General features: G+C 57.5%; 18 protein-coding genes. 11 read left to right on the top strand and 7 right to left on the bottom strand.

The window, feature by feature from the left end; genetic code table 11:
- Positions 1 to 49: 49 nt before the first annotated feature.
- Entirely contained in the window at positions 50 to 805 is a 756-nt protein-coding gene (locus K6L24_RS11425; RefSeq protein WP_062743357.1) for a fumarate/nitrate reduction transcriptional regulator Fnr, read from the bottom strand.
- A gap of 342 nt (positions 806 to 1,147) precedes the next feature.
- Between K6L24_RS11425 and smrA the strand changes: the two genes are divergently transcribed.
- Positions 1,148 to 1,708, top strand: a complete 561-nt coding sequence (smrA, locus tag K6L24_RS11420) for a DNA endonuclease SmrA (RefSeq protein ID WP_118665782.1) — start codon at positions 1,148 to 1,150, stop codon at positions 1,706 to 1,708.
- 4 nt (positions 1,709 to 1,712) lie between these two features.
- On the opposite strand, the gene K6L24_RS11415 is transcribed toward smrA, so the two are convergent.
- A complete protein-coding gene (locus K6L24_RS11415) occupies positions 1,713 to 2,636 on the bottom strand; it encodes a LysR substrate-binding domain-containing protein (protein WP_222681477.1) in 924 nt (307 codons plus the stop codon).
- Positions 2,637 to 2,982: 346 nt separating this feature from the next.
- On the opposite strand from K6L24_RS11415, the gene K6L24_RS11410 reads away from it, so the two are divergent.
- Positions 2,983 to 4,308 (top strand): MFS transporter, encoded by a 1,326-nt coding sequence (locus tag K6L24_RS11410; protein ID WP_222681476.1) that lies wholly within the window; start codon positions 2,983 to 2,985, stop codon positions 4,306 to 4,308.
- 86 nt (positions 4,309 to 4,394) lie between these two features.
- Here K6L24_RS11410 and K6L24_RS11405 read toward each other — a convergent pair whose 3' ends face one another.
- Complete coding sequence (locus K6L24_RS11405; RefSeq protein WP_062743431.1) at positions 4,395 to 4,829, bottom strand: DoxX family protein; 435 nt, start codon at positions 4,827 to 4,829, stop codon at positions 4,395 to 4,397.
- A 165-nt stretch (positions 4,830 to 4,994) separates the two neighbouring features.
- On the opposite strand from K6L24_RS11405, the gene K6L24_RS11400 reads away from it, so the two are divergent.
- Both K6L24_RS11400 and K6L24_RS11395 read left to right on the top strand, forming a co-directional pair.
- Positions 4,995 to 6,524 carry a carboxylesterase/lipase family protein gene (locus tag K6L24_RS11400; RefSeq protein WP_222681475.1) on the top strand — a complete coding sequence of 510 codons (1,530 nt, stop codon included), beginning with the start codon at positions 4,995 to 4,997 and terminating at the stop codon, positions 6,522 to 6,524.
- Between the two features lie 237 nt (positions 6,525 to 6,761).
- Positions 6,762 to 8,408 carry a methyl-accepting chemotaxis protein gene (locus K6L24_RS11395; protein WP_222681474.1) on the top strand — a complete coding sequence of 549 codons (1,647 nt, stop codon included), beginning with the start codon at positions 6,762 to 6,764 and terminating at the stop codon, positions 8,406 to 8,408.
- Here K6L24_RS11395 and K6L24_RS11390 read toward each other — a convergent pair.
- Positions 8,405 to 9,253 (bottom strand): LysR family transcriptional regulator, encoded by an 849-nt coding sequence (locus tag K6L24_RS11390; RefSeq protein ID WP_222681473.1) that lies wholly within the window; start codon positions 9,251 to 9,253, stop codon positions 8,405 to 8,407. The two genes, K6L24_RS11395 and K6L24_RS11390, sit on opposite strands and share 4 nt — an antisense overlap.
- 115 nt (positions 9,254 to 9,368) lie before the next feature.
- Between K6L24_RS11390 and K6L24_RS11385 the strand changes: the two genes are divergently transcribed.
- The 4 genes from K6L24_RS11385 (at position 9,369) to K6L24_RS11370 (ending at position 12,578) form a co-directional block, all read left to right on the top strand.
- Complete coding sequence (locus tag K6L24_RS11385; protein WP_222681472.1) at positions 9,369 to 10,538, top strand: methionine aminotransferase; 1,170 nt, start codon at positions 9,369 to 9,371, stop codon at positions 10,536 to 10,538.
- 24 nt (positions 10,539 to 10,562) lie between these two features.
- Positions 10,563 to 11,339, top strand: a complete 777-nt coding sequence (locus K6L24_RS11380) for a transporter substrate-binding domain-containing protein (RefSeq protein WP_062743351.1) — start codon at positions 10,563 to 10,565, stop codon at positions 11,337 to 11,339.
- 105 nt (positions 11,340 to 11,444) lie between these two features.
- Entirely contained in the window at positions 11,445 to 12,146 is a 702-nt protein-coding gene (locus K6L24_RS11375; RefSeq protein ID WP_222681471.1) for a helix-turn-helix transcriptional regulator, read from the top strand.
- Between the two features lie 63 nt (positions 12,147 to 12,209).
- Positions 12,210 to 12,578 carry a VOC family protein gene (locus K6L24_RS11370; RefSeq protein WP_118664179.1) on the top strand — a complete coding sequence of 123 codons (369 nt, stop codon included), beginning with the start codon at positions 12,210 to 12,212 and terminating at the stop codon, positions 12,576 to 12,578.
- 284 nt (positions 12,579 to 12,862) lie between these two features.
- Here the strand turns inward: K6L24_RS11370 and pepT are convergent, their stop codons facing one another.
- A complete protein-coding gene (gene pepT, locus K6L24_RS11365) occupies positions 12,863 to 14,095 on the bottom strand; it encodes a peptidase T (RefSeq protein ID WP_118664178.1) in 1,233 nt (410 codons plus the stop codon).
- A gap of 127 nt (positions 14,096 to 14,222) precedes the next feature.
- Here pepT and K6L24_RS11360 point away from each other — a divergent pair, with 127 nt between their 5' ends.
- The gene (locus K6L24_RS11360) at positions 14,223 to 15,815 is read left to right on the top strand and encodes an ABC transporter substrate-binding protein (RefSeq protein ID WP_062743343.1); all 1,593 of its coding nucleotides are present in this window, start codon (positions 14,223 to 14,225) and stop codon (positions 15,813 to 15,815) included.
- Positions 15,816 to 15,869: 54 nt separating this feature from the next.
- Here the strand turns inward: K6L24_RS11360 and K6L24_RS11355 are convergent, their stop codons facing one another.
- A complete protein-coding gene (locus K6L24_RS11355; protein ID WP_062743342.1) occupies positions 15,870 to 16,793 on the bottom strand; it encodes a LysR family transcriptional regulator in 924 nt (307 codons plus the stop codon).
- 161 nt (positions 16,794 to 16,954) lie between these two features.
- Here K6L24_RS11355 and K6L24_RS11350 point away from each other — a divergent pair, with 161 nt between their 5' ends.
- Entirely contained in the window at positions 16,955 to 18,379 is a 1,425-nt protein-coding gene (locus tag K6L24_RS11350; protein WP_222681470.1) for a M20 family metallopeptidase, read from the top strand.
- Positions 18,376 to 19,647, top strand: a complete 1,272-nt coding sequence (locus K6L24_RS11345; RefSeq protein WP_118664175.1) for an MFS transporter — start codon at positions 18,376 to 18,378, stop codon at positions 19,645 to 19,647. The genes K6L24_RS11350 and K6L24_RS11345 overlap by 4 nt, the downstream gene beginning before the upstream one ends.
- 43 nt (positions 19,648 to 19,690) lie before the next feature.
- Here K6L24_RS11345 and K6L24_RS11340 read toward each other — a convergent pair whose 3' ends face one another.
- A complete protein-coding gene (locus tag K6L24_RS11340; RefSeq protein WP_137268585.1) occupies positions 19,691 to 20,731 on the bottom strand; it encodes an acyltransferase family protein in 1,041 nt (346 codons plus the stop codon).
- Positions 20,732 to 20,802 lie beyond the last annotated feature (71 nt).

Below are 20,802 nucleotides of genomic sequence, written 5' to 3'. Positions count from 1 at the left end.
AAAAGTTGTTGCCGGATCAATAAAATAAGAAATATTGATCCGGCAGCCATCAGGCGGCAGTGTGGCTCTGGCCCGCAAGCTCTGAAAGGATTTCATGATTTTCGATGGTGATATATTTGCCTTTTACTGCCAGCATCCCACTTTTCTGGAAGCGGCCCAGCAGGCGACTAATGGTTTCCACCGTTAACCCCAGGTAATTACCGATATCACCACGGGTCATGGTCAGACGAAACTCTCGCTGTGAGAATCCGCGCTGACCAAAGCGACGTGACAGGCCATAGATAAAGGCGGCCAGACGCTCTTCCGCATTTTTCTTCGACAGCAACAGGATCATTTCCTGGTCGCCTTTAATCTCACCGCTCATCAGACGCATCATCTGCTGACGCAGACTGGGCATTTTGCCTGAGAGATCGTCGAGGGTTTCAAAGGGAATTTCACAGACCATCGCCGTTTCCAGTGCCTGAGCAAAGCTGGGGTGTTGACTGCCGCTGATGGCGTCAAAACCGACCAGGTCGCCCGCCAGATGGAAGCCGGTAATCTGCTCATCACCCTGTTCGGTGATGGTGTAACTTTTTATGGTTCCGGAGCGAATCGCATAAAGGGAACGTAATTCGTCACCGGCTTTAAACAGGGTTTGCCCTTTTTGAATCGGTTTTTTACGCTCAATGATGTTATCGAGCTGGTCCAGCTCGTGCTCGTTAAGCGTGAAGGGGATACAAAGCTGACTGATGCTGCAATCCTGGCAGTGAATGGCGCAGCCACCCGATTGTATGCGTCTTGTGATAATTCGCTTTTCCGGAATCATAGTGTACGCTCGATGATAATTGACTGACATCAATTTAGCACTTTTCACCGGGTCAAGGGAACTCATCTGACTTGTTTTAGGCACAATAAATATGTGGACGTTATTTATTAATTAAACTGTTGTGAAATTTGTGTAAAAAATAACCTCGCGATCGGAAGATTCGTATTTTTCAGGGAAGAATTAAACGTACTCTCACTTTTTTAATCAAATCAATAAAGTGCTCTTACCGATCTGTGCCTGTAGGGGGAGCTGATGATAAAGGCACTTTTTTGCTAAACTCACTCCGGCAACGACACCGTTTCTGCGCCATATACGTGAAGAGAAAGAGGGCGAATGATGACCATCAAACTTGATGAGCAATCACTGTTTCTACAAGCGATGGAGGACGTCAGGCCGCTGAAAGACTGTGACAGCACGCTGTGGCTGAAACCCCCGACGTCGAAAACGGCCGTATCGACGGATATCCAGTGGGATAATCCGCTGACCACTGGCCTGCTGGATATCGTGCCGTTGACGGTGCCGCTGGAATTCAGAGCAGAAGGGATCCAGCAAGGCGTCCTGGACAAACTGTCTCAGGGGAAATATCCGCCGGAGGCGACCCTGAATTTACTCCGCCACTCCGTCGAGCAGTGCCGCCAGTCTCTCTATCTGTTTATACGCCAGACCTCCCATGAGGGACTGAGGAATCTGCTGATCGTTCATGGTAAAGGGCGGGATGACCGCTCACATGCCAATGTGATACGCAGCTATCTGATGCGCTGGCTGCCGCAGTTTGAGGAGGTGCAGGCCTTTTGCTGTGCCGCGCCGCAGGACGGAGGCAGCGGAGCATGTTATGTGGGCCTGCGAAAAAACGAGCAGGCCCGGCAGGAAAATCGTGAGCGCCATGCCAAACGTAGCCGCTGAGAGATTATCCGGCGTGTGATTTACGGATGGTCGCCAGCAGGATCTCGGCACTGAGGGTCAGCTTCTCGCCTGAGCGGGTCATGATCCCGATAGCTTCCCCCGGCCCGTGTGAAGCAACCGGCAGCGCGGCAAGCGAATGGTGCAGTAAGTCCTCTTTGATGGCCCCCGACGGCACGAACCAGACATAGTCATAACGCAGTGCCAGTTGACGGGCCAGTGAGGTCGAAGAGGTTTCCACCAGTGTGCCCGGCAGCACGCAGCCCTGCTCTTTCAGCATCGCCTCCGCGAGACGGCGCGGTGCCGTGCCTTCGGGAGAGATCACCACCGGCCAGGCGAGGGCCTTCGACAGCGTGACGTTGTCACTTAAAAGCGGATGATCCGGCCGCACGACCAGGCGCAATGACTCCAGGAACAGCAGTTCATAGGTCAGCCCGGTCATCAGCCCGGGATCGGCCATACGGCCAATACCGACGTCAAATTCCCCCGCTTTGATCGCCGCAATCAGGACATTGTTGTGTAAGGTCGCGACCTGAATAATGGCCTGCGGCTGCTGCTGATGAAAACGATGAAGAATGGAAGGCAACATGCCGAGCGCCACTGTGGTCAGCACCCCGAGGCGCATCACTTCCGGCGATTTTTCCTGCGGCAGCGTAAACGACTGTCCGGCGTGGTTTAACGCATCCAGAATACGCACCGCGTGGGTGAGAAACTGTTCTCCCATGGTGGTCAGCTGCGCGCCCAGACGGCCGCGTTCGAACAGCCGCACGCCAGCCAGCTCTTCCAGCTCGTTCAGGGTTTTCGATAGTGCGGGCTGACTGAGAGACAGGGTTTCAGCGGCACGCCCCAGCGTCCCCTGTTGCGCAACGGCGACGAAGGTATGTAAATGGCGCAGCCGAATACGCTGATTAAACTGATATTTTTTGTCCATACAGCAGAGTAATAACGGCCCGGACAGACTGGCAAGATCTCAGTGATTGTTTTGTTAACCTTATTGCAAAATTTGATTAACATTTAGCGTGTTTTAAGGCGTATCCATTACTTCTGGTAGGAATAACTGATGCGCACCATACGCAGTGATTATTAATCCCCCACCCAAAAGGGGGAAAACTCCCGGAGAAAAGGGGGCTTACCTGGGGCAGGGTTTTGCGCAAGACAGGCATATTTTCCCAGGAGTATTGCATAACAATCCGTTATGATAACCGACACTTTTTCTACCAACCTTTGCGCTAATCGTTATCCGCCAGGGGTTAATACTGCCTGTTATGGAGCGCGAAGTGGACAGTACCGCAGCCATCGATATCCGTACGTTGATTAATCAGGGCACATTGAGTCGTTATCAGAAACGCATTATCGCCCTGAGTTTTGCCGTTGTTGCCATGGATGGTATGGATATCGCCCTGATGGGCTTTATTGCCCCTGCGCTGAAAAGTGCCTGGGGGGTAAGCAACCATCAGCTTGGCGCAGTGATCAGTGCGGCGCTGATTGGCCTGGCGCTGGGGGCCATGGTGGCCGGCCCCCTGGCCGACCGCTTCGGTCGTCGCGTCATTATTATCAGCAGCGTCTTTTTCTTCGGCTTATGGACGCTGGCCACGGCGTTCTCGCAAAACCTGGATCAGATGATGCTTTTCCGCTTCCTCACCGGGCTGGGGCTGGGGGCGGCGATGCCGAACGTCGGCACGCTGGTGGCGGAATACTCCCCTGAGCGCCGCCGCGCTTTTCTCATCACCGTCGTGTTCTGTGGCTTTACCTTTGGTGCCGCCACCGGGGGCTTCGCGGCCTCATGGCTGATCCCCAACTATGGCTGGCACGCGGTGCTGATCATGGGCGGCGTGCTGCCGTTGATGCTGGTACCGCTGCTGCTGCGTGGTTTACCCGAGTCTGTGCGCTTTATGATTGCCCGCAACCACCCGACAGCCCGGATCCGCCAGATCGTGGAGAACATGCACCCGGGACACGTGGATGAAAATAGCGTGTTCATCCGCAGTGAGGCCGCGAGCAGTGAAGGGGCCGTCAAGATCGTGGTGTCGCGGCGCTATCTGTTTGGCAGCCTGATGCTGTGGGGCAGCTATTTTATGGGGCTGTTCCTGGTCTACCTGATTGGCTCGTGGCTGCCATCGCTGGTGAAAGACGTGGGCATGACGGTGACACAGGCCGCGCTGGTGACCGCCATGTATCAGGCGGGCGGCACGGTGGGTTCGCTGTTTGCGGGCTGGATGATGGACCGTTTTAATGCCAACCTGGCGCTGGCGGCGATCTATTTCACCGGTGCGATAGCTACCGTCTGTATCGGTTATGCGCCCGCTGAAGTCTGGGTGCTGGGCGGGGTGGCGTTCTGCAGCGGTTTTTGTCTCAACGGAGCCAATACCGGGATGAATGCGCTGTCAGCCAGCTACTATCCGACCCATGCGCGGGCCACCGGATCCAGCTGGATGCATGGCGTGGGGCGCATCGGCGCCATCCTCAGTGCCTTTGCCGGGGCGCAAATGCTGTCGCTTGGCTGGAATATCACCGACGTCTTCTCCTTCCTGGCCATCCCGGCCGTGCTGACTACGCTGATGCTGGTGGCAAAATACCGCTACGGCTACCAGCGGGTAAGCTGAAGAAGCATTTGGGTGCACCGGGCGACCGAATAAAAAGGTCGCCCCCTGCAGCGTCTGTGGCTGGCCTTTTTCCCGGTCAGCCCGTCCTATTGCAAACTACTGTTACTGACCAGCGTAAAGCGGCCTGCGCCAAGAAACATCACCGCCAGCGCGCCAAAGAGGTAAAGTGCTTCTCCTTCCAGCGCCCAGGCTCCGACCCCGGTGCGATCCCACACCGCACCGCTTTTCACCAGCAGCGTCGCCACCACCAGATTTACGGCAATAATAAACGCCGCCGGGCGCGTCATCAGCCCGACAATAATCATCGCCGGTGCCAGTACTTCCCCAATGTAAGCGCCATAGGCAATAAAACCGGGCAAACCCTGTGCATGCAGCAGTCGGGCGATCCAGCCGACCCCGTGCTCAATTTTAAATACACCGTGAAACAGCAGCAGTGCGCCGAGTGACACGCGCAATACCAGCCGGCCCAGGTCCGGATGGTCACAGAGACGGGAAAAACCATTATTTATAGCGGTAAACATAATGTGATCCTTGCAGGTCAGGGCGGAACTCTGCCGCCAGCAGCTGGCGATCATCGCACCCGTTCAAACGGTGCTTGTATCAGCATAATCTGCAAATGACACGGCATGATGGACTTTCTCTCTTAGTCTGCAAATAATTACCGCGGATATCATACGGAAGCCCCCATGAAAAACGAACAGACATTACGGATTATGACGGCAGAAGGCTGCCTGCGCGGGAAGAGGGAGGAGAACGTCTTCGTCTTTAAGGGCATTCCTTACGCCGCGCCCCCCGTGGGTGAACAACGCTGGAAAGCGCCAAAACCAGTCACGCCCTGGGAAGGGGAAAAAGAAGCGACAGCGTGGGGGCCTGCCAGCTGGCAGAGCCTGGAATATTGTCTGGCGGTAGGCGGGGGGGACCCCGGGGGTTTCAGCGAGGATTGCCTGTATCTGAACGTCTGGACGCCGGACGCAGAGCCATCCACACCGCTGCCGGTCATGGTGTGGATCCACGGTGGAGGCTACACCGTGGGATCCGGCGGGTTAACGCCCTATCTGGGGGCACCCCTGGCGGCACGCGGCGCCGTGGTTGTCACACTAAACTACCGTCTGGGGCATCTGGGGTTCTTTGCGCATCCGGCGCTGGACCGCGAGTATGCTGACGGCGAGGTGGTGAATAACTTTGCGCTGCTCGATCAGATCGCTGCCCTGCAGTGGATACAGCGCAACATTCGGGCCTTTGGTGGAAACCCGAAAAACGTCACGCTGATGGGCGAATCCAGCGGTGCCCGCAGCGTACTGTCCCTGTTTGCTTCACCGATGGCAAAAGGACTGTTCCATAAGGGGATTGTACAGAGTGCCTACAGCGTCCCGGACGTCTCCCGGGCAGAAGCCCTGCAAAAAGGCGAAGCGCTGGCCCGTCATTTCGATCTGCAGGATGCCAGCGCGGAGCAACTGCGCGCCCTGCCAGCAGATGCGTTCTGGCCGCTGGCGCGCTCGCTCACCCTGGGGCCGGTGGCGATCCACGGGGACTGCGTTCTGCCGCAGCCGATGCTCAGCGTCTTCGCTTCCGGCCAACAGCAGCGGCTGCCGCTGATGATTGGCAGCAACAGTGATGAAGCAAGCGTGCTGGCCTTTTTTGGCGTGGATGCAGCAAAGGTGATCGCGGATATGCGTACGAAGCATCCGCTGGCGCTGCGGCTGATCAAGTTACTGTACCGTGACGTGTGGGATGATGCGGAGCTCGGGCGACAGGTGGCCCGGGATATGACCTTTACCACTCTGGGCTATGTGGCGGCGCTGGCCCAGCACCGCACAGGCACACCAACCTGGCGCTATTACTTTGATTACGTATCAGAGAACGCGCGCGATCTTTACGCGCACGGGACCTGGCACGGCAATGAAATTCCCTATGTCCTGAATACGCTGGCGCAGATGGAACCGACGGAGAGTGCCCGCCCGTTCACCGCGGCAGACCGGGATTTTTCATGGCGTGTCAGTGAATACTGGCTGCGTTTTGCGCGGGATGTGACGGTATTTTCACCCCAGATTAGCGGCGAAACGGACTGGCCTGCCTGGCGCCCCCGGCAGGATATCACCCTGCGTTTCGGTCAGAATGGCCAGGCGGGGATCGCCATTGAAAAACGCTTTATGCGACGCAGAATGCAGGTGTTTCGTCTGCTGATGAAGGCATTTGTCCATCTGCGCCATGAATAGCGCCGCATTACCAGCCTGATACTTAATATATTCTGCTGTATTTAAAATGCCCTAAACTGCAATAAAACCGCATCATAGCAATAAGTTATGATTTACCCTGGGAAAACTAAGGGCAAAAATGCTGCAATATAAGTCGTGTTAATTTTTTGAGTTTCCTCTGCTTCCGTGCCGATAACTAAGGGTGATAGCCCTCAGATAACAACATTTTAATCGGTATCACCAGGTCACGGAGTCACTATGAAATTCTTAAAAAATTATACAATCCGCGCAGTATTATTGTGGATTTTGGGCATTTTCTGCCTGCTCTGGGGCGCTGTAGGCTTGTACAGCGTTTATTCCCTGAACCAGCTGAGCGAGGGCAATGCCGTCGATCGCCATCTGGTCGGTCAGATGAGCACCTTAAGCAAAGGTAACGACCAGTATTTCCGCGTTATCACGCGTTTATCCCGTGCCACAGAATCCAAAAAACCGGAGGACATGGCGTCGGTGCAGAAAGCGCTGGATAACATGACCACGCTGCTGGCCGATTTCAAACAACAGTCACCGGGCCCGCTGGATGCGCAGTATGCCGCCAGTGCGATTGCCAGCTGGCAGAAGCTGCTGGATGAGGGGGTTGCGCCCCAGGTGCGTCTGGCACAGCAGGGATCGCCGGATGACTATCGTCGCCACGCTGCCAGCGTGACGCCAGCCCTCAGCCGCGATTTCGGTGCCAGTGTGGAAAAATTTAATACCGCCGCTGCCGATAAGCTCGATGCCACGCGCATCACGGTCGATCATCTGACCCATACCACCAAAGCGGTACTGGTGATGGCGGTGATTGCCGGACTGCTGATCCTGCTGTTTACCGATCGTTATCTGGTGGTGATGCTGGTGCGTCCGCTGGCCACCATTCGGGAACACTTCCGCGTGATTGCCGATGGTGACCTGACCCAGCCCGTCAATGATTTCGGCCGCAACTGCGTCGGGAAGCTGGTTCCGCTGCTGCGGGCAATGCAGGACAGCCTGCGTGATGCGGTCAGTTCAATCCGCAGCGGGACTGAAAATATCCATCGCGGTGCCGCAGAAATTTCCTCCGGTAATAACGATCTCTCCTCGCGTACGGAAGAGCAGGCCTCGGCCCTGGAGCAGACGGCAGCCAGCATGGAGCAACTGACTGCGACGGTGAAATTCAACGCCGATAACGCCCGCCAGGCCAGTTCGCTGGCAGATAATGCCTCTTTAACCGCCAGTAAGGGCGGCAAACTGGTCAGTGAAGTGGTCAGCACCATGCAGGGCATTGCCGGCAGTTCGAAGAAAATCGCTGAAATTACCACGGTCATTAACAGCATCGCTTTTCAGACCAATATCCTGGCGCTGAATGCGGCGGTGGAAGCGGCCCGTGCGGGAGAGCAGGGGCGTGGTTTTGCCGTGGTTGCCAGTGAAGTCCGTAATCTGGCGCAGCGCAGTGCCGGGGCGGCAAAAGAGATTGAAACGCTGATTGCCGACTCCGTCTCCCGCGTGGATACCGGATCTAAGCTGGTTGGTGATGCGGGCAGTACCATGGACGATATTTTGCAGTCGGTGGCAGAAGTCACGGAGATCATGAAGCAGATTGCCTCCGCCTCGGAAGAGCAGAGCAAGGGGATTTCTCAGGTCGGAACGGCGATTTCCGAAATGGACAGCGTCACCCAGCAGAACGCCTCGCTGGTTGAGCAGGTTTCGGCGGCAGCCAGTGCGCTGGAACGCCAGACGGAAGAGCTGACGCTGTCGGTGGCCAAATTCCGCCTGACAGCCAGCAGTGCGCCTGCGGGTCATGCGGCTGCCCGGCCAGCGGCGCTGAAAAGTCCGCTGAGAAGCTCGGGTGCGCCGAAGGCTGGCGCCGCTGACGAATGGGTCTCCTTCTAAGACGGTTGACTTAACCATGCCACCAGCTCATCCAGCAGCGGTGGCGACAGAGCAGACGGGCGTCGGATCAGACTGTAGACCGCGCCCGTTTTCACACTGCCCGCAAAGGGTGCCACCAGACGTCGCATTCTCAGATCCTCAGCAATTAACGTCACATCGGCCACCGTCACGCCAAATCCCTGAATGGCCGCGCTGATCGCCAGATCCATCGTGGAAAAATGCTGATTCCGCTTCATCACCAGCGTGCGTTGCTGCGCCTGTAACCACAGTTGCCAGTCGCGGCTGTCGGCGGTGGGATGCAGAAATGTCATCCCGGACAACGTGTCGATCGCCGGCCTGGCAGGCAGCAGCGACAGTGCCATCACCGGCGTCAGCGCCTCTTCGAACAGCAGTACGCTGTTGCGCGGGCTGCTGCCGTAGAGGATCGCCGCATCAAAATGCGCTAACTGACTGTGGTGATCCACGGTGGTGGTCAGCGAAACGTGCAGCTCAGGGCGCGCTTTTTCCAGTGCGACCAGTTTCGGTACCAGCCAGCGCATGGCACAGGTGGGTGCTTTCAGTCGGATGGTGGTGTGCTGCCTGCTGGCCTGCTGTGCGGCATCGTGCATCTGCTGATAACCACTCTGCAACGCGGGCAGCAGGCTGGCCCCCTGCGGCGTCAGGTGCAGGCCGCGCGCGTGGCGGTCAAACAGCGGGAACCCCAGCCAGGCCTCCAGCGCGGCGATTTTGCGGCTCACCGCTCCCTGAGTGATGCACAACTCGCCGGCGGCGTGCGTCAGATTAAGGTGACGGGCGGTCACAATAAAAGCATGGATAGCATTTAACGGCAGCGGACGCTGAGACATCGGGTTCTCTGAGCAATGAGAAAAAGTCATAGCTATTATGACAACAATTCGCTTGTCGCCTCAAGTGCCGCCACGTAGAACTGGCATCATCACTCTTTTCCCGACTGGAGTCGCCATGACCCTCACTTCTGCGGTGCAGCAGCGTTCTAAACTCCCGGATGTTGGCACCACGATTTTTTCAGTAATAGGCCAGCTCTCCGCGCTGCATAACGCCATTAACCTCTCACAGGGCGCGCCGAACTTTCCGTGCGATCCGCTGCTGGTAGAGGGGGTAACCCGAGCCATGCAGCAGGGGCATAACCAGTATGCGACCATGACCGGGCTGCCCGCGCTGAGAGAGGTGCTGGCGGCCAAAGTCGGTACGCTCTACGGGCAAAAATATGATGCCGCCAGTGAAGTTCTGATCACCGCCAGTGCCAGTGAAGGGCTTTATTCGGCCATCGCCGGGCTGGTGCATCCGGGGGATGAAGTGATCTTCTTTGAACCGGCGTTCGACAGCTACGCGCCGATCGTGCGTTTGCAGGGCGCAATCCCGGTCGGCCTGAAATTGCAGGTGCCGGAATTTGCCATTAACTGGGATGAGGTGGCGGCCGCCATTACGCCGAAGACCCGCATGATCATCATCAATACGCCGCACAACCCCAGCGCCCAGGTACTGGGCGCGGAAGATCTGCACCGTCTGGCGGCGCTGACGCGCCATACCGATATCGTCGTGCTGTCGGATGAGGTATACGAACATATCCTGTTTGACGGCCGTCAGCATCACGGCATGGCCACCCATCCGGAGCTGGCGCAGCGCAGTGTGATCGTCTCCTCCTTCGGGAAAACCTTTCACGTTACCGGCTGGCGCATCGGTTATCTGCTGGCCCCGGCAGCGCTGATGGAGGAGGTGGTGAAAGTGCATCAGTTTATGATGTTCTCGGCCGATACGCCGATGCAGGTGGCCTTTGCTGAGTATCTTCAGCAACCGGCGCACTACCTGGGGCTGGGCGACTTTTATCAGCGTAAGCGTGATCAGCTGGCCTGCCTGCTGCAGGACTCACCGTTTACGCTGCTGCCGTCGGCGGGATCGTTCTTTATGCTGGCCAGCTATGCAGATTTCAGTGACGAGTCTGACAGTGAAATGGTAAAACGGCTGATCGTTGATCACGGCGTGGCGACTATTCCGCTGTCAGCGTTCTATACCGATGGGACAGACAACAAATTGATCCGTCTCTCTTTCGCAAAAGACGAAGCCACCTTGCAGGCAGGCGCACGCGCACTCTGTCAGGTCAAGCCTTGCTAACAGCATCACCTTGAGGGTAAATGAATGAAAAAACTGAATGCGTTGTTTGTGGCAGTCGGGTTGCTGTCGTCGGTGTCAGCGCTGGCGCAGGATACGCTGCGCTACGGTCTGGAGTCACAGTATCCGCCCTTTGAAAGCCGCAACGCCTCAGGCGAGCTGGAAGGCTTTGACATCGAGCTGGGCAAAGCGATTTGCCAGGTGGGCAATTTCAAGTGCAGCTGGGTGGAAAGCAGTTTTGACGCCCTGATCCCGGCACTGGCGGCGAAGAAATTCGACGCCATCAACTCGGCGATGAACATCACTGAAGCCCGCATGAAAAGCATCGGCTTTACTCAGCCGATTTACCGCATCCCCAACATGCTGATTGCCAAAAAAGGGTCGGGGCTGCTGCCCACCGTGGAGAGCCTGAAGGGCAAGAACATCGGGGTCTTGCAGGGTTCCGTGCAGGAAACCTATGCGAAAAAACACTGGGAGCCGCAGGGTGTGACGGTGACACCGTATCAGGATCAGAACCAGGTTTACAACGACATGGTCGCGGGACGCCTGGACGGAACCCTGGTGATGTCGGCTGCCGGTCAGTCTGGCTTCCTGGAAAAACCGCAGGGGAAAGCATTTAGTTTCGCCGGTAAGGCCGTGGAAGATCCGCTGGTACTCGGTGTCGGCATTGGATTTGGTCTGCGTAAAGACGATGCCAAATTGAAAGCAGCGCTGGATGCCGCTATCGTTAAGATACAAAACGATGGTACCGTGACCAAACTGGCCGCGAAGTTCTTCCCGGGTATTGATGTAGCGGTGAAGTAAGTCGCTCCGGCGGGCCGGATAAACACCTGGCCCGCCCTGAGCCCTTCCTTTTTCAGGAAGGCGCCAGACGGACTGTCTCTTCCTCATCAGGTATACCGATACGTTATGTCACGCGCCCAACGTCTGCTCGATATTCTGCAAGTCCTGCGTAACCACCGCTTCCCCGTCACGGCACTGCAGCTTGCCAGCAAATTTAATATCAGCACGCGAACGCTTTACCGGGATATCGCCACGCTACAGCAGCAGGGGGCCGATATTGTCGGCGAGCCGGGTCTGGGCTACGTACTGCGACCGGGTTATACGCTGCCACCGTTAATGTTCAACCCCCAGGAAATTGCCGCCCTTGTCCTCGGTTCACGCTGGGTGACGCGCCGTGCCGACGATGAACTGGCGACGGCAGCGCACTCCGCGCTGAGCAAGATCGCTGCCGTACTGCCGGGGGATCTGCGTTCACAGCTGGAGTTGTCGACGCTGATGGTAGGGTCAAATGCGCAGGCACCCGCCATCGACATTGACGTTGCCGCATTGCGGCAGGCCATCAGTGAGCAATATGTGATTGATATTGAATACAGGGACCTGAAGGGGACATGCTCAAAGCGCAGAGTCTGGCCGCTCGCCGTGGGCTTTTTTGAGTCCGTGCAACTGCTTGTTGGCTGGTGTGAATCGCGGGCGGATTACCGCCATTTCCGCGTTGACCGTATAACCCAACTTCAGCTCATGCCGCAGCGTTATCAGCCTGCGCGTGCGCAGCTGATGAAAGAGTGGCGTGAACGGCATAATATTCCCCCACAGGGATTTGGCTACTGACAGAAACTGTCATTCCCCTCGCTTAGGCTGTGACCGTTCAATCACTGAAACGGAAATACGCCAATGAAAGCACTCGACTTTACCATTCTGTATGTTGCCAGCCCGGCTAACAGCGCGGCCTTTTACCAGCGGATACTGAACGTTGATGCCGTCGAATTATCACCCACTTTTGCGATGTTTATCCTGCCGTCTGGCGGTCGTCTCGGGCTGTGGATCGCCTCCGGGGTGACGCCACCGGTGAGTGCCGGAACCAGCCAGTCGGAGATTGTGTTTACCGCAGAGAGTCGTGACGAAGTGGATAATCTCTTCAACCAGTGGCAGGAAGGGGGTGTTGAGATCCCCGACCCGCCGGCAACGCTGGATTTCGGCTATACCTTTACCGCCTGCGACCCGGACGGGCATCGTCTGCGTGTGTATGTTTATGAGGAGTGAGGTGGGTCAGCGTCGCTCAGCGACGTAACGGTCGTTAACGGCACATCGGGTTGCCGGTTTTAACACCGGCAGCGTGCAACCCTGGTGCCGGGATGGGGTCAGTTTGAGGTAAGCCCGGCGTCACGCGACAGGGCGTCGCGTGCCGGGGCCCGCAGGGATGCGGACTTTGCCAATCCGGCGTGTTCAAACTGGCCTCAGATCGGAAAGCGAACTGTCAGCCAAAAAAATGACTGAGGATTTTCAGCCCTACGGCAGGAGGTACTTTTCAGTCAATCTGCTAACGATTACTCCGCTGCCAGCAGGCAGATTTTTTCCGCCAGCAGGTAGGATTTCACGAACGACGGCACCGGCAGGAACTCAAACTTCGAGTGGAAATTGTGTGCTCCGGTAAAGAAGTTCGGCGTGAGTAAACCTTTCGCCGACAGCGCTGCACCATCCGTGCCGCCGCGCATCGGGATCACCTTCGGTTCAATTTCCAGTGCCTTCATGGCGGCAAAGATCAGGTCAATCGGGCGCTTGTCGTCGCCGATCGCATTGCTGATGTTGCTGTAGGTATCTGAAATCGACACGGCGACCTTGCCGGTCGGATAGGCCTGGCGAATGATCTCCGCCACCTGATGCATCTGCTGTTTACGCTGCTCAAAGCCGGCCAGATCGAAATCACGAATGGAGGCTTTCAGGTGCGCCTCGCTGGCATTGGCCTGCATATCATTAAACCAGGTATAGCCTTCGCGTCCGGCGGTATGCTCCGGGGTCTGCTGACGGTCAAAGTGACTGATAAAATCCCAGGCCATCAGCAGCGGATTGACCAGTACCCCCTTGCCCGACATCGGATGCGCCGTCACGCCGGTCAGCGTAATCTCTGCGGCGGCGGCGTTAAAGTTCTCATACACCACTTCCCCCAGTTCGCAGCAGTCGATGGTATAGGCGAAGTCCACGTCAAAGCGGCTTTTCAGATCCAGCGCCTTCGCGCCGCGCAGGCCAATCTCTTCGTCCGGAACAAAGGCCACCACGATATCGCCGTGGGGCTGGGCGTCGGTCAGGTTCTCCATCAGCGTCATCACCACCGTGACGGCGGCTTTGTTATCGGCTCCCAGCACGCTGGTACCATCGCTGAAGATAATATCCTGGCCGTGATAGGCCTCGATTTCCGGGTGTTGCGTCCGGCGCAGCCAGATATCCTGCGCAGCATTCAGGCACAGGTCTTCCCCTTCATAGCGCAGGGTCTGGGGATGGATATGCGGGGAGAGGCCAACATCAACGGTATCAATATGGGTGATAAAACCGATGCGTGGGGCGCCGGGGCGATTGCCGGGCTTCACCGCCGTTACCGTGGCAAACTCATCGATAACCACCTTCTGCAGGCCAAGCTGGCGCAGTTCGTCAGCCAGCAGCCGGGCCATCTCATGCTGTTCCGGGGTGCTGGGCAGGACGGTGGCCGCCGCATCACTCTGGCTGGTAACGGCCAGGTAGCGATAAAAACGTTGAGTAAGCTGGCGTGCCAGTGAATCTGTCATAAGCTTTCCTTATTTGTCTCGGGCAGCATGATTTCGGTAATGTGCGAAATCATGTTATTCATGAATGGGTTATTTACAGGTTTACGCACCACCCCCTGATAATGTCAAATAAAAAGCGAGGATGGAGATGAAGAAAGCGGTATTACGCACGGTACTGGCGGCTCTGGCGCTGACCGTCGCGTCAGCGGTTTCAGCGAAGACGCTGGTGTTCTGCTCTGAGGGATCGCCAGAAAACTTTAACCCGCAGTTGTACACCTCCGGCACCAGCGTCGATGCCAGCGCGGTACCCATTTACAACCGCCTGGTCGACTTTACGCCCGGTACCACCACACTGATCCCGTCACTGGCGGAAAGCTGGGAGATCAGCCCCGATGGCACCGTCTACACCTTCCACCTGCGCAAGGGCGTGAAGTTCCACAGTAATAAAAACTACACGCCGACGCGAGACTTTAACGCTGACGATGTGATCTTCTCGTTTATGCGCCAGAAAGATCCGGCCAATCCGTATCACAAGGTCTCGAACGGCAGCTACACCAACTTTGAAAGCCTGGAGTTTGGCACCCTGCTGAAAGGCATCGATAAAATCGACGATCACACCGTGCGCTTTACCCTGGCTCATGCCGAAGCGCCGTTCCTTGCCGACCTGGGCTGGTACTTTGCCTCGATCCTCTCGGCAGAATATGCCGATGCCATGCTGAAAGCCGGCACGCCGGAAAAAGTCGACCGGGAACCGATTGGCACCGGGCCGTTTGAACTGGCCCAGTATCAAAAAGATTCCCGCATTCTGTTCCGCGCCTTCCCGGGATACTGGCAGGGGAAAGCGAAGCTCGACCGTCTGATCTTCACCATCACGCCGGATGCCTCGGTGCGTGCGGCCAAGCTGGAAAAGAACGAATGTCAGGTGATGCCGTTCCCGAATCCCGCCGATCTCAAGCGCCTTGAGGCCAACCCAAACATCACCATGATGCATAAGGCCGGGCTGAATACCGGTTTCCTGGCGTTTAACACCCAGAAAGCACCGCTTAACAACGTCAAAGTGCGCCAGGCCCTGAGCATGGCCATTAACAAGCCCGCGATTATTGAAGCGGTCTTCCAGGGCACCGGCACGGCGGCCAAAAACCTGCTGCCGCCGGGCGTGTGGAGCGCGGATCAGGATCTGAAAGACTATGATTACGCGCCAGAACAGGCCAAAGCGCTGCTGAAAGAGGCGGGCATCGCCCCGGGTACCACCATCGATCTGTGGGCGATGCCGGTACAGCGTCCCTATAATCCGAACGCGCGCCGCATGGCAGAGATGATCCAGGCCGACTGGGCGAAGGTGGGGATTAAAGCCAACATTGTCAGCTTCGAATGGGGTGAATATCTCTCAAGGGTGAAAAACGGCGAGCATCAGGCCGCGCTGATGGGCTGGACCACGGCGACAGGGGACCCGGATAACTTCTTCGGTCCGCTGTTCAGCTGCACCTCTGCTAACGGCGGCTCCAACTCGTCTAAGTGGTGCTATGCGCCGTTTGATAAGCTGATCACCGCCGCCCGCGCCGAGCAGGATCATGACAAGCGCGTCGTGATGTATCGCGAAGCGCAGCAGATCATGCATGACCAGGCCCCGGCGGTGATGATTGCTCACTCGACCATTTTCGAACCGGTGCGTAAAGAGGTAACCGGCTACGAAGTGGATCCGTTTGGCAAACACATCTTCTATCAGGTGGAGATGAAATAAAAAACCGGGTTGCCCCCGTCGGGGGCGACCTTTTCCCGCCCGCCGCGTGCCCTGTCAAAACGCGAAGATCGCCCTGATGCTGTCATCTTTTTGCTTTAATTCCTGCCGGACAAACTCCAGAAAGAGCGACAGCGCCGGACCCGGCTTACGGCCAATGGCGGTCTGTACCTGTAACGAACGCTGACTGAGCTGGTCGGCGCCAACCGACTTCAGCACCAGCCCATGCTCCACCGCCTGATACATCACCGTAAACTGGCTGCAAATGGTGATCGCCGCCGGGGTCTGCAGCAGGAAGGTATACAGCGTGCTGAAGTTATTGCAGGTCAGCGCCGGTTCAACAAAGGTGCCGCTCATGCGGCAGGAGAGGTCGAACAGCTGGCGTACCGTGGTTCCGGCATCCGGCAGCGCCAGCGGATAAGCGTTGAGGTCACTCAGCTGCACCTGCTGCTGCGCCAGCGGATGATCCTGCCGCATCACCAGCAGTACCGGTGCGGGCCAGGCGGCGACCACTTCCACTCCGCGCTCCGGGTACAGGCTGAACTGAAAGGCCACGTCGCACTCCCCCCGGCGCATGATCTCCGCCACCTCCAGCGCGCTGCCCACCGTCAGATGAAAGCTGACGCCCGGGTGCAGCAGCCGAAACTGTGTGAACAGCACCGGCAACAGGCTGAACGCCATGCCGTCGGTACAGGCGACGCGCAGGGCGGTGCGCCTGATGGCCTTCAGTCCTTTGATCTCCGCAATCGCATGTTCCATATCCATCATGCTTTTACGCACGTGGTTTTCGAAAATCTGCCCGGCATCATTCAGCACCATCCCGCGCGCGTGCCGCTCAAACAGCGGTGCGCCGACCCGCGCTTCCAGCCGCTGGATCTGCCGGCTGATAGCGGAGACTGCCACAAACAGCTGCTGGCTGGCGGCACTGAGCGAGCCGCTGTTGGCGACGGCAAGGAAATAGCGGATCTCACTGCTGTGCATCAGTCTGCCTCCTCGGGGTGCATGTTCACTTATCGTGCAGCGGAGCGTTGCTTTTACGGCAAAGCCAGTTTGATTATTTGATAATTGTGGCAAGGCAGGATTCTAGCTTAAAACGGAGTGGCAAAGACAAAAAACACACATCATAAAAATGGACAGACACAATGACAGGTGAACAGGCGGTAGCGCAGGCCACGGCGTACTTTGACAGTGGCGAATTCAAACGGGTACTGGCACGCCGGGTGGCGATGCGCAGTGAGAGCCAGCGGGAGGATCGTGACGAGGTGATCCAGGCCTACCTGGAGGAGGAGATGGTACCGGCGATGCAGGCGCTGGGGTTTACCACCGAACAGATTGAGAATGTCCAGGCCCCGCGCCGTCCGTTTCTGCTGGCCACCCGCAGCGAAGACCCCGCGCTGCCGACGGTGCTGTGTTACGGCCACGGCGACGTGGTGTTTGGCGACGATGAAAACTGGCGCAGCGGTCTGACCCCGTGGGCACTGGTGGAGGAGGGCGACCGCTGGTACGCCCGGGGCAGCGCGGACAACAAAGGCCAGCATTCGGTCAATATCGCTGCGCTGGAGCAGGTGGTGGCCGCACGCGGCGGACGTCTGGGTTTTAACTGCAAATTCCTGTTTGAAATGGGCGAAGAGATCAGCTCGCCCGGCCTGGCGGAACTGTGTCAGCGCCACGGCGAGCGGTTAAAGGCCGATATCTTTATGGCCTCCGACGGTCCCCGCCTCAACGCGGTGCGCCCGACGCTGTTCCTCGGCTCACGCGGGGCGGTCAACTTCCGCCTCAGCATCCACGCCCGCGACCGGGATTATCACTCCGGCAACTGGGGGGGACTGCTGACTAATCCCGGTACTCAGCTGGCGAATGCGCTGGCCTGCCTGGTCAGTCAGCAGGGGCAGCTGCAGGTGGCCGCGCTGAAGCCGCCCGCCATCAGTGCGGCAGTGAAATCCATCCTGAGTGATATCGAAGTGGGTGATGAAAATGGCCCGCAGATTGATCCCAACTGGGGTGAGGCAGGGCTGACGCCAACCGAGCGGCTGTACGGCTGGAACACGCTGGAGGTGCTCTCTTTCCTGACCGGCAATCCGGCCCGACCGATGAACGCCATTCCCGGCAGTGCCACGGCGGTATGCCAGCTGCGCTTTGTGGTGGGGACCGACTGGGAAAATATTGCCACGCATCTGCGTGAACACCTCGATGCCCACGGGTTCCCGCAGGTATCCGTTGAGGTGCTGCGCGGCTCACCGGCCACGCGGCTGGACCCGCGCGATCCGCTGGTTGACTGGGCGCTGGCGGTCATCGCCAAAACCAGCGGGAAAAAACCGGCGCTGCTGCCTAACCTGGGTGGCTCGCTGCCGAATGATGTTTTTGCCCACACCCTGGGCCTGCCAACGCTGTGGATCCCGCACTCCTATCCGGCCTGCGGGCAGCACGCGGTTGACGAACATATGCTCAAGTCCATCGCCCGGGAAGGATTACAGATCATGACCCGACTGTTCTGGGATTTAGGCGAGCAGGGCACTGCGCTGCTGGCCCGTCATCGTGCGCACCGCGCACAGGGGGAAGGCCAGTGAGCCCGATCGTACAGTCCCCGCAGGCGGTGACCCCGAACCTGTATAAAACCCTGTTTGCCACCTGCATCGGTAACGCGCTGGAGTGGTTTGATATTGCCGTGTACGGCTTCTTCGCCAGCTATATCGCCCATGCGTTTTTCCCGACACAGGACCCGTCGGTGTCGCTGCTGCTGACCTTCGGCAGTTTTGGTGTCTCCTTCCTGATCCGTCCGCTGGGTGCCGTGGTGCTCGGCGCCTATGCAGACCGGGTGGGGCGCAAAAAAGCGCTGCTGATGTCGATCAGCCTGATGATGCTGGGCGGGCTGATGATTACCGTGATGCCGTCCTATGCCAGCATCGGCCTGCTGGCACCGGTATTAATTCTGCTGGCGCGCCTGATCCAGGGGTTCTCAGCCGGGGGAGAGTTTGGCAGCTCGACGGCCTTCCTGGTCGAACATTTTCCGCAGCGCCGGGCATTTATCGCCAGCTGGCAGTTTGCCACCCAGGGGGCCAGCACGCTGATGGCCTCGGCGTTTGGCCTTGGCCTGACCGCCTGGCTGACGGAAGCGCAGATCCAGGACTGGGGATGGCGCATTCCCTTTGCCTTTGGCCTGCTGATTGGCCCGGTCGGTTTATATATTCGCCGCCACGTCCATGAGCCTGCCAGTTTTGTCGCCCAGCCGAAGTCCCACGCGCCGCTGAAGGATCTGATGGGCCGGCAGAAAACACTGCTGCTGCTGGCGATGGGATTGATGGTGATTTCGACCGGCGTGAACTACATGCTGAACTATGTGCCCACCTATGCGACGAAAACCCTGCATCTCCCGGGTTCAGCCGCCTTTACCGCGACGCTGGTAGCCGGGATCATTTTGACGGTGGTCACGCCGCTGATGGGGCTGTGGGCGGAAAAAGTGGGGCGGGTACCGCTGATGTGGGGATCGCTGATCCTGCTGGCGCTGACCATCTATCCGGCCTTCAGAATGGTGGCCAATAACACCACGCCGACCACGCTAATCCTGCTGGTGGGCTGGATGGCGCTGTTGAAGTCGGTGTATTTCTCAACCGTGCCGTCGATGATGGCCGATCTGTTCCCGATGAGCACGCGGGCCAGCGGCATGGCAATCAGCTATAACGTGGCAGTGACGATTTTTGGTGGTTTCGCGCCGCTGATCTGCACGCTGCTGATCAGCATGACCGGCTCCAGCCTGGCCCCCAGCTACTATCTGATGCTGCTGGCGGTGTTCAGTGCGGTGGCGTTGTTTAACAGTCAGCGACGGGTAGGACGATAAGCCATCCCCGTGGCCGGATAATCCGGCCACGGGGGTTTTCGTACTAGCTGGCCTTAAAGCGCAAGGCCAGGGTGGCGCGTTTTTCAATCAGCCAGTAAATCAGATAGCCGACCACCGCCGACGCTGCCGTTAACACCAGCATCGCCAGATACTGCGTGGCGGTACTGGCCGAAGGCAGCAGGACGTGCAACACCTTCTCCAGCGCCCCCATAAACAGGCGGTGGCAGAGATAGATGGAATACGACGCCAGGCCAATGCCGGTCATCAGCCGCGTCAGGCTTGTCTGTCGCTGTGAGGCAAACTCCAGGCCGGTCAGCATAAAGAAGGAGAGCGTCAGAACCAGTAACTGCAGAAAGCCCTGTAACCACAGCGTGGATACCGTCAGCAGCGCGACAATCAGCGTCAGCGACAGGGCGCTGTGGGCATAGCGCTGACGCAGACGTTTTTGCAGCATAAAGCAGGCAATGCCGCTGAGGAAGTAAAGCATGATATTGTCGGTATAAAACTGGAAATAAGGCTGCTGCGAACGACCGGATGCACCCAGCGCTATTAAGACGAAAATAGTGACGAAAATAAAGGTCATCCCACTGCGGCGGCGGAACATCATGCCAATAGCAAAGATCAGGTAGAACAGCATTTCATAACACAATGTCCAGCCTACGGATAATACCGGGGTCAGCGTGCCCAGCTCTTTTATATACACTGACGGTATAAATAACAGCGACAGAATATCATCCAGCGGCGTTAATACCGTTGCCGGGAACCATCCCGGATTGACGACCCAGGCCATAATAGTGGCCAGCGTAAATAAGTAATACATCGGTAAGATCCGTACCAGGCGTTTTTTGACAAACAGCCCCATTTTTCCCTGGCCGAAGTCCTCCCAGTGTACGCAGGCCATCAGATAACCGCTAATCATAAAGAACAGGTAGACGCCGAGTTTTCCGATTGCCCCCCCATAGCCAAATAAGCCGGAAAAAAAGTCCGGACTTAATTTTCCTGCAAAACTTTCCGCATGACAGACGACAACCAGCATACAGGCAACCGCCCGCAGATAGGTAATCGACAGGATTGAGTTTTTCACCGCCAACCTCCGTGGATTTTTATGTGTCCAGGAATCAATTAATAGCAAGGATGTAAAATTAAAATAACCAA

This window comes from Erwinia persicina (genome assembly GCF_019844095.1).
Taxonomy (GTDB): Bacteria; Pseudomonadota; Gammaproteobacteria; order Enterobacterales; family Enterobacteriaceae; genus Erwinia; species Erwinia persicina.
This window is presented reverse-complemented; position numbering and strand designations above follow the sequence as displayed.

What these genes read in the sequence shown, in the direction of transcription:
- K6L24_RS11425 (WP_062743357.1), bottom strand. Translation starts at nt 805, where the DNA reads ATGATTCCGGAAAAGCGAATTATCACAAGACGCATACAATCGGGTGGC.
- K6L24_RS11415 (WP_222681477.1), bottom strand. Translation starts at nt 2,636, where the DNA reads ATGGACAAAAAATATCAGTTTAATCAGCGTATTCGGCTGCGCCATTTA.
- K6L24_RS11405 (WP_062743431.1), bottom strand. Translation starts at nt 4,829, where the DNA reads ATGTTTACCGCTATAAATAATGGTTTTTCCCGTCTCTGTGACCATCCG.
- K6L24_RS11400 (WP_222681475.1), top strand. Translation starts at nt 4,995, where the DNA reads ATGAAAAACGAACAGACATTACGGATTATGACGGCAGAAGGCTGCCTG.
- K6L24_RS11395 (WP_222681474.1), top strand. Translation starts at nt 6,762, where the DNA reads ATGAAATTCTTAAAAAATTATACAATCCGCGCAGTATTATTGTGGATT.
- K6L24_RS11390 (WP_222681473.1), bottom strand. Translation starts at nt 9,253, where the DNA reads ATGTCTCAGCGTCCGCTGCCGTTAAATGCTATCCATGCTTTTATTGTG.
- K6L24_RS11385 (WP_222681472.1), top strand. Translation starts at nt 9,369, where the DNA reads ATGACCCTCACTTCTGCGGTGCAGCAGCGTTCTAAACTCCCGGATGTT.
- K6L24_RS11380 (WP_062743351.1), top strand. Translation starts at nt 10,563, where the DNA reads ATGAAAAAACTGAATGCGTTGTTTGTGGCAGTCGGGTTGCTGTCGTCG.
- K6L24_RS11375 (WP_222681471.1), top strand. Translation starts at nt 11,445, where the DNA reads ATGTCACGCGCCCAACGTCTGCTCGATATTCTGCAAGTCCTGCGTAAC.
- K6L24_RS11370 (WP_118664179.1), top strand. Translation starts at nt 12,210, where the DNA reads ATGAAAGCACTCGACTTTACCATTCTGTATGTTGCCAGCCCGGCTAAC.
- pepT (WP_118664178.1), bottom strand. Translation starts at nt 14,095, where the DNA reads ATGACAGATTCACTGGCACGCCAGCTTACTCAACGTTTTTATCGCTAC.
- K6L24_RS11360 (WP_062743343.1), top strand. Translation starts at nt 14,223, where the DNA reads ATGAAGAAAGCGGTATTACGCACGGTACTGGCGGCTCTGGCGCTGACC.
- K6L24_RS11355 (WP_062743342.1), bottom strand. Translation starts at nt 16,793, where the DNA reads ATGCACAGCAGTGAGATCCGCTATTTCCTTGCCGTCGCCAACAGCGGC.
- K6L24_RS11350 (WP_222681470.1), top strand. Translation starts at nt 16,955, where the DNA reads ATGACAGGTGAACAGGCGGTAGCGCAGGCCACGGCGTACTTTGACAGT.